Below are 8,050 nucleotides of genomic sequence, written 5' to 3' on the forward strand. Positions count from 1 at the left end.
GATCACTGACTCAATGTTTCTACAATCTTGGTCAGTGATTCACTATGTTTGCGTCCTAGCTCCAGCCAGGGAGAAGGAGCATTTTGAGTTTGCTCATACATGATTAAATCCTGAAGTAGCTCTAACTGAATTGCTCTAGATGGCTCTGCCTCAGTGAGAGCACTGTACCATAAACCCGCAGCAGCATAGAGTTTTGCTCTAGAACGAGCATCCATGGCTTTATTCAGTTGCTTCTGTAAATCAATCGGTGTAGAAACGACCTGAAACTGAGATTCGACAACAATATCTGCAGAAGGATAGCCCGGAACACATTCGAGCACAGCTTGCCAAGCATAGACCTTCCCTTCTTGTAATAATTCCGCAGGCAATCGATAAAACTTCACGCCTTCCTTGTTCTCAAACTTGTCCACCTGTTTGACCAGTTTCCAGGGAGTCGGAGCCGTTCCCGGTGCAACCACTTCATACAGGTTTAGAGTAATTTGATAAGCCGCACGATCGGGAGAATACCATGCCACGAGCGCTTGATTTGCAGTGAGTTCAGTGATGGTACTCACGGGTGCTAGAGCAGTAAACGCAAGCGGCGTTTCAGTCGCACAGCCACGCACTCCACCTGTCGTCATCGGACCAACAGGTGTGGTTGGTTTTGGATTAAATCTCGCCCATGCTGCCGTTGCAGTAAACAGGGAAAAACACACTGCTAACCCTAAAATGTGATGACGTGATTTTAAGCTTGTCATAATTTACACCTTGCGAATGATTCACCCTAACTATATGAGAATTGATACGCAGGAGACAGGTCAATAAAAGTCAAATTGAATGCCGAAATCTGTCAAGCTGACTTCACAGATTCATTCGCGCTTCGCTTTCCACCTCAATTCACAAATCATGCCTTGAGGCTGATTCTGTGCCCGTCTAAATACGCCTCGGAGTTGTCTTTCTAACTTTTTCGCTGTCTGCGTACCACTAATACGATTGCGATCGCGGGATTTCAATTGCCTCGGTTTGGGCTGATTGATCCCATTATCTGCAACTCGAATCACTTGGTATTTATACTCTTTACCGCAAAACACTTCAATTCTCGTCACATTGATGCCATGTTTACCAACATTACAAATGGCTTCTTCTAGAAATCGACAGAGCCAATCTTTTTGAGCGATCGAGAGTCCTTGATCTTGAATCATCTGTGTTGCACTGGATGGAATATCAATCAAGCGCACCTTCAAATTCTTAAACGTTGGAAACTCTTCAAAGCGCTGCAATGTCGTGCTACAGACAATCTGTAATAGCTCATTCAGGGGCAGGTGCAAATCGAGTAACTCATCCCCAACTCGAATTTGATCACCTTGTCTTTGAGCAATTCGCCCAATATCGTGCCGCAGCGATCGCAACTCTTTATCAATCTGCTCTAAGTTCTGAATCAATTCATCTGTGGGCATCGGCTGATCTTTTAGCCGTCTCATCATAAAACTTAACTGCTGAAGCGGGCGGTTGTGAATCGAATTAAAGACCTGTTCTAAAGCCGCTTGCCGAATCGCATCTTGCGTTTCTAATTCTTGCTTCGTGCGGTATAGCAATCCGGCCGCCAGTCCGGCTCCATTGAAGAAAAACACGATCAGGACTGGAACTAAAGGAATCCATACCCCGATGAACAGCAATAGATAGCTCATGCCAATCAGGAGACAGCCAAACATCACAACTGCCAGTACAATCTGCCAGGGCGCTTGCAGTTTTCGCCCAATTCCAATCCCAAAGATTCCCCAACCGATGATCCAGAGAGACTCTGCCCAGTCATTCCAAGCGTGTAACAAGGGTCGTCCATCTAAAACTGCTGCTAAGATTTGACTGACTGAATGTGCGTGAACTTTCACGCCGGGATACAAAGCTGAGTTCTGAAATGGAATCGCAGCCACGTTAACAAAATCCTTCACTCCACTGGCATTGACTCCAATCAAAATCACCTTGTCCCGAATCCAATCGGGTTGAAACTGATTTTGTCGCACTTGGCGCAGGGAGAGCACCCGAAACGGAGTTATGCCACTACGATAGTTGATTAAGACCTGCGTGCCACCAGAGTCGAGTCCAATGTATGCGCCAGTGTTGGGATGCACTCTCGGTAATTCAACAGTTCCCAAGCGGAGCGTTTCTGGATCAGACACTCCTGCTTCGTCTTTATACCCTTTAGTTTTGAGAAAATAGATTGCCAGCTGAGTCGCGATCGAGAATTTATAGTGATTAGCTGCTTCAGGACTGTTTGCATATCTCGGATCAGTTGCTCCAATCAGATGTCGCCGTGAATGTCCATCGTCATCTAACGGCATACTCGCAAAGCCAACTTGCTCCTCAGGCACTCCTTTTGGCGGCAAAATCGCAGAGCTATTGCCAAATGGCAATTGTTCGATCGCAAATAGATTGCGATGGGTTTGAAAGGCTTGGAGTAACTCTTGATGCCCCGGTTCAATGGGCAAGTCTCGATAGAGATCGAGCGCGATCACATTCGGCTGATAGCTTTGTAACTTTGAGATCGTGGCAGCGAGTTCTCGATCAGGAATAGGATAGGTTTTCAACTGCGCGATATCTTCGTCATCTATCGCAATGATCACGACTCGTTCATCCATCGGTTCAGGGGGACGATGTCGCATCAATCCATCGAGTGCCATCCATTCTAGAGGCTGTAACCATCCGAAAGCTCTCATGATCAGGATCACCGCAATTACCAAAATGCCAGGGATCAGCGCCGACTTCCAAGCTTTCAGTTCACTCAACAGCCATTGTCGCAGTGAAAATGCCATCAATCGAGTAACCCCGCTTCTCTTGCACGCATCTCAGTTTGAATCCGAATGTTTTTACCTTTTTCTGGATAGACTTCTAAGGCATCTTGAATTTTCGTCCAATAGTGCCGCACAGTCCGTTCTGCAACATTCATGCGTTCTGAAATTGCACTATCGGTCAAGCCTTCTACAAAGGCAAGTTGCAACAGCGTTAACCAATCTGCCTTCATTTCTAATCCGATCCGCATTTCTCGTGGAGTCACAGATATCCCTTGCAGCGCTAATTCGACTTGTCGCAACATTGCATCTGTTGAGAGGTGCTTATCTGCGATCGTAAATCCTCCTTCATGCTCATTAATCATCGATTTCAAGCGAATCAGAGGCTTTGGATCAGCACTTTGAACCACAATATTGAGTGTACGATTTTGCTGCATGAGTGCTTTGAGCAACTGTAATCCAGTCTCCGGTTGTGGCTTTTCTCCAACGCCTATCGGCATTGACAAATCAACAATGACTAAATCAGGTTTGAGACTCGCAGTTTTTTCTAGCGCTTCGTGAATTGCTTGCGCCACAATCACATCTGACTCTGGATAACTTCGTCGTAGTGAATTGACAGTTGCATCTAACACAAGGGGATGGTCATCAACGACCAGAATTCGAGGGTGGGGCATAACTCAGTCCTTGCAGGTCGGTTTTGCGATTGCATCAGAGCGATGCTGTCGATAATGCCAAGTGAGCGCCTGCTGTTGATAGGAGAAAGAACAGTATCCTCCAGTCAGGAAACGCACCACTTGAGAAAGACGCTTTAGATCCGAATGAATGTTCAAATCCTCTGCATCAGGGATATGGATGTCGAGATTAATTTGACTCCGGACATAATTGAGACTGACAAAGATTGTTATGGGTGTCAATAAGTGAGTACTCACGATTCGTAATACTTCATCTAACGCATCTAGAATCAATGCATCACTGGGATGAGGAGCATGCTCCCAAACAGACGGATGCTTAAAATCAATTGTCAAATGAGCCTGTTCAGATTTCCAGGAATTCAGCAAATGTTCAATCGCTAAGGTCAGATTGTCCTCAAGATAAGGCGGAGACAAGCGATCGCTAAGTGCATTCAGCGATTGATGAAACAGATTAAATTGCTCTAGACAAGCTTTGAGCGATGAATCATGAGTATCAATCAGTGCACTCTCTAGGCCTCGTCGCATCGTGAATGACTGCTGTAATAAGCGATCTCGAATGATTTCAGCTTCTTCATGCGATCTCAGAAATTGTCGCTGCGACCACCATAGCCAAGCATGACGCATCCTGAAATAGGAGACGCTCAAGCCGACTAAAGCCAAAACACAAACAATCTCAAACACGATGAGTTTACAAGTTGAGAGATCTAAAACGGCTTGATTCACAAGTTGTTTTAGAAGATTACATTTAACGATAAGCGCGATCGCTTATGATCTCGCTACCGCTTTGTGCTAATTCTCTCGGATGAATCAACAGTTTAGATTGCAGAAAAGTGCAATTCTCTCATACCTAAAGTGTCGTAACGCAAGCACCCAATCTCTTACCTACAATTAAGTAAGAAATGCCTATTCACGGTCACTTTGGTCTTGTGAAGAAGAGTGTCGCAATTGCTGCCAATCTTCTTTTGTAAGCAATAATCCACGATACTCTTGGTCCACAGCCAAGGCTTCAGAAACAACAGATGACTCAGTGCCTCAAGGGTCTTCCGCGAAACTGCCGTGTTGGCTGCGATCCAGAAAATCAGAAGTTAGCAAATCTCTGAATCAACTGACAATTGATGTTCATTTGACATGCACTGTCAATGGCTAAAAATACTGATGCAATTATGGGTTGCCAATTCGAGATGACGGAATGACGTTTTTTCTCTTTAAAATTTAACCCTATGAATAAAGTAGTCGGGGGTAAATTGAGGGTAATAAAATTTAATAAATGCTGAAAGCCTTATATTTATTAGCTTCTTTTGAGGACTCATAAGCCCAAGGTCGCAAGTTCAAATCTCGCCTGAGCCATAGGTTTCAAAGGTCAGGGAAAAACATTACCCCAAATTACCCCTAAAACCGAAACACAACTGAATAGGATGGAACGCGATATCAAAGCGTATTCACAGCTTCTTAAGGGAAGAAATCCCAGTAAAAAGTTATGAATACCGATTTGATACCATGTCTCTTTGTGTGTTAGAAGCTGATTTTAATAGCTGGAAGTCTTATAGCGTGGTTCTAACATGCACTTGATTAGAGATTAGAAGTCCTCACTCGACGAACTCCACGTCTGGGAATCCTAAGCCCGTCCCTCAAGATTTGCGCCAATGGAAAATCAATGGACAGCCCGCCCGTTGAAAGTGGTTCAAGGGGTCGTGATTTCATCCCTGGTTATCGTGGTTCTCGCCTTCATCTACGGTAAGTTTGTTCACCATCCGTTGCGTATCTGGCTGGCGGATGGGGAATGGTGCGTAAGATTTTCTCCAGATGAATCAGGAAAAGTCCTCTATGGCTCCGAGTGCGATCGCTGAGTGTAGGGAATTCTAAACGGGCAATGCGCTGCTCGTTTTAGGCTATGAGCTCATCTGAGATCGCGCTTGATTCAATATTTTGCAGCACAAGTCACTGTTGAAGAAGTCTTTGCCGGTTGGGCTGCAACTAATTCGACCTTCCCGGTTTGGGGATGGCGATACCAAGTTGTTGCTTCTACGAGCATGGCAGTCTGAGTTGGAACTGGCGCGATCGCGGTTTTGTGAAAAGCCGAAAGATCACGCATATCGTTCCAAGCACGATCGTGGCTTACGTTCCGAGTCGGATCTTGAGGAATCCCACCTCGTCCTGTGATCACAAAACTACTGCCTTGAGTGCTAGAACAACCTGCTGCGACTTGTTGGTTAGAATCGATGAGCGTGGTAGAGAGCTGGACTAAGCCAGAGTTCGGATCGACTCCCACATTGTTGACTTCAACATTGCCATTCACGCCGATGCCGGAACTAGCCGTGATGTCGTTTTCTGGTGTTTGGAGATCGCGGTACTGCAATCCAATAATGCCTTGAGTCGTAATTTGGATATTTCCGCCTTTACCTTGCGCTGCATTGGCGACAATATCACTATTTTCTAATCCCACGATCACGGGTGAATTGAGCGTAATATTCCCACCGTTACCATTTCCATCCGAAGTTGCCGTGATCGCACTATTGCTCCGTAGCAGTAACAGTTTGCTAACGTCTAAAGCAATATTCCCACCATTGCCTGACGCTGTTTCTGCCTGAATGCTGGCTTGATGGTTGAGTTGAATCGTATCGGCTTTGATGCTCAACATGCCACCGTCACCACTTCCTTGATTCGTTACACTCACTGTTCCACGGTCTGCCAGAATCAGCTTGGGTGTGGAAATGCTCACATTTCCTGCCTTAGCTGCTAAGAGGACAGGTAGATCAAATAGCTGTGGTACACGCGGATCTAAGAGTAGAGCAGAAGAGATGCTGCTGTTATTGATTTGGCTGTAGCCACTGATCTCTATGGATTCCGTCGCATTGATCTTGAGATCACCACCATTCCCTGTAAAGAATGTTGCTGATGCAACGGTTCCTCCATTGAGAATTTTTAGCCGGTTTGTATTCAGGGTTAAGGTCTTAGCGTTTCCGGTTGCAAACGTAAATGAGCTAATAGAGCTAGATAACCCGAAGGGATTGCCGCCCGTTATCGTGGTTTGATGATTGTGGATTGTGACTTGACCACTTGCGCCACTAGCTAAGGTCGCTGAAGTCAATGAAGCGCCACCGGAGATAACTAAACTGTCCCCATTGACAAAGATATCACCCGCATTTCCCGAACTGTAATAACTAGAGGTACTCAGGCTAGTCACACTCCTAGGATTGTTGGGCAGAAAACCAGACACTTTAATAGCAGATGCCTGAATGTCGATATTTCCACTCGTCGCAGTTCCCAGCGTCAAACTAGCCAAACTTGCCCCATCTTGAATAGTTAGCTTGGGTGTCACGACACTGATGTTACTCCCCGCTGCAATGCCAAACGTGTCACTGCGAATTCCACTCCAAATAAGTGAATCCGTTGAACCTATCATGTCGATCGAGCCTGAGGCTCGCAGGCGAATTTCCCCACCGGGCAGGTAACCAAAATTTTGCGACAGGATCAGTGAACCCTCGGTGAATTGAATCTGACGTCCCTGGAACTGAACTGATCCCGCATTGACTCCACTCACATCGACGAGTGACTTTTGTGCCAGTTGAATATCTCCAAAGCTTTGACCCTGCTCATAGTCCAAGCGATAACCCAGAGTAGTGGAATTGAGGTGAATCAGCCCTGCACCGCTCACACTGCCTAATTCAACTCGACCCTGAGGGGCGCTTAGGGTCGCACCGTTGAGACTCAAATTGCCACCCACCAAAGCAAGGGTTTGTCCTGGTTGAACCCGTAATTCCGTAGCACTGGGAGCCACCGAGATCGGAGGTAATCCATTGGGATTAGGAGTGCTCAGAGCGTGCCCTGTGCCTTGAACGGTAATGGATGCCGGATTGCTTCCCATCTGTAATCCCACAGGGACACTCATCGTCAGCAAAGGTGGTGCGGTAGCATTGACGGCACTGAATTCGGTACCATCGGCAAATTGGATGCTATTGCCAGTCGTTCCGATAAAGGAACCACCAATATTCAACTGTGCATTGACTCCAAATAGAATGCCGTTGGGATTAAGCAGAAACAGACTCGCAGTGCCATTGGCTTTGAGGAGTCCATCAATATTGGAAGCGCCGCCTCCGGTAACGCGGGCGAAGATGGTCTGGACATCTGTAGCGTTGTTGAAGAGAGCAGAGCCACCTGTGGGAATGGAGAGTTGGCTGAAGCTATGAAATAGATTGTTGCCCGATCGAGTACCTCCATCGATCATGAAGTCGAGATTGTTAGGCGTTGTGACTGCAGTTGGCAAGGTGCCATCGGGAATGACTTGTGCCTGAACGCGAGCAGTCTCGACGATAGTTTCACCCAACAGTGCAACCATGCTTCGACAGAGCCAACCTAACGTGAGCATAGCCCGCTTCATTCCCGTCTGACCTCACAACCTGATATGTCAAACGTAGAGTGCCCGTGAACAGAGAAATATAGTCTTGATTAGTTAAGCCTGCGTCCCCAGGCTTCGTGCCTGAAGTGGTTGGATTGACTGACTTCATTGATTAAGTGCAGGAGTGCGATCGCGCTCCCAAAAATAAAAAGCCACCCCACGAGCAGGGTAATTGCTCAACCAGGTTGACCTAAGTC

Annotated in this window: 6 protein-coding genes; 1 reads left to right on the forward strand and 5 read right to left on the reverse strand. The window is 46.5% G+C overall.

Annotated features, from left to right (window positions below):
- Positions 1 to 2: 2 nt before the first annotated feature.
- The 4 genes from OU814_RS30295 to OU814_RS30310 form a co-directional block, all read right to left on the reverse strand.
- Positions 3 to 737 carry a DUF928 domain-containing protein gene (locus tag OU814_RS30295; RefSeq protein WP_268243174.1) on the reverse strand — a complete coding sequence of 245 codons (735 nt, stop codon included), beginning with the start codon at positions 735 to 737 and terminating at the stop codon, positions 3 to 5.
- A gap of 111 nt (positions 738 to 848) precedes the next feature.
- Complete coding sequence (locus tag OU814_RS30300; RefSeq protein ID WP_268243175.1) at positions 849 to 2,789, reverse strand: CHASE2 domain-containing protein; 1,941 nt, start codon at positions 2,787 to 2,789, stop codon at positions 849 to 851.
- Complete coding sequence (locus tag OU814_RS30305) at positions 2,789 to 3,439, reverse strand: response regulator transcription factor (RefSeq protein WP_268243176.1); 651 nt, start codon at positions 3,437 to 3,439, stop codon at positions 2,789 to 2,791. The genes OU814_RS30300 and OU814_RS30305 overlap by 1 nt, the downstream gene beginning before the upstream one ends.
- 3 nt (positions 3,440 to 3,442) lie before the next feature.
- A complete protein-coding gene (locus OU814_RS30310) occupies positions 3,443 to 4,180 on the reverse strand; it encodes a hypothetical protein (RefSeq protein ID WP_268243177.1) in 738 nt (245 codons plus the stop codon).
- Between the two features lie 920 nt (positions 4,181 to 5,100).
- On the opposite strand from OU814_RS30310, the gene OU814_RS30315 reads away from it, so the two are divergent.
- Positions 5,101 to 5,304, forward strand: a complete 204-nt coding sequence (locus OU814_RS30315; RefSeq protein WP_268243178.1) for a hypothetical protein — start codon at positions 5,101 to 5,103, stop codon at positions 5,302 to 5,304.
- A gap of 71 nt (positions 5,305 to 5,375) precedes the next feature.
- Here the strand turns inward: OU814_RS30315 and OU814_RS30320 are convergent, their stop codons facing one another.
- Positions 5,376 to 7,835, reverse strand: coding sequence for a beta strand repeat-containing protein (locus OU814_RS30320; protein WP_268243179.1), 2,460 nt, complete (start codon positions 7,833 to 7,835; stop codon positions 5,376 to 5,378).
- Positions 7,836 to 8,050 lie beyond the last annotated feature (215 nt).

This window comes from Leptolyngbya sp. GGD (genome assembly GCF_026735145.1).
Lineage (GTDB): Bacteria > Cyanobacteriota > Cyanobacteriia > Leptolyngbyales > Leptolyngbyaceae > Leptolyngbya > Leptolyngbya boryana.

Excerpts from the sequence above, each read along its gene's own strand:
- OU814_RS30295 (WP_268243174.1), bottom strand. The coding sequence starts at position 737 with ATGACAAGCTTAAAATCACGTCATCACATTTTAGGGTTAGCAGTGTGT.
- OU814_RS30300 (WP_268243175.1), bottom strand. The coding sequence starts at position 2,789 with ATGGCATTTTCACTGCGACAATGGCTGTTGAGTGAACTGAAAGCTTGG.
- OU814_RS30305 (WP_268243176.1), bottom strand. The coding sequence starts at position 3,439 with ATGCCCCACCCTCGAATTCTGGTCGTTGATGACCATCCCCTTGTGTTA.
- OU814_RS30315 (WP_268243178.1), top strand. The coding sequence starts at position 5,101 with ATGGAAAATCAATGGACAGCCCGCCCGTTGAAAGTGGTTCAAGGGGTC.
- OU814_RS30320 (WP_268243179.1), bottom strand. The coding sequence starts at position 7,835 with ATGAAGCGGGCTATGCTCACGTTAGGTTGGCTCTGTCGAAGCATGGTT.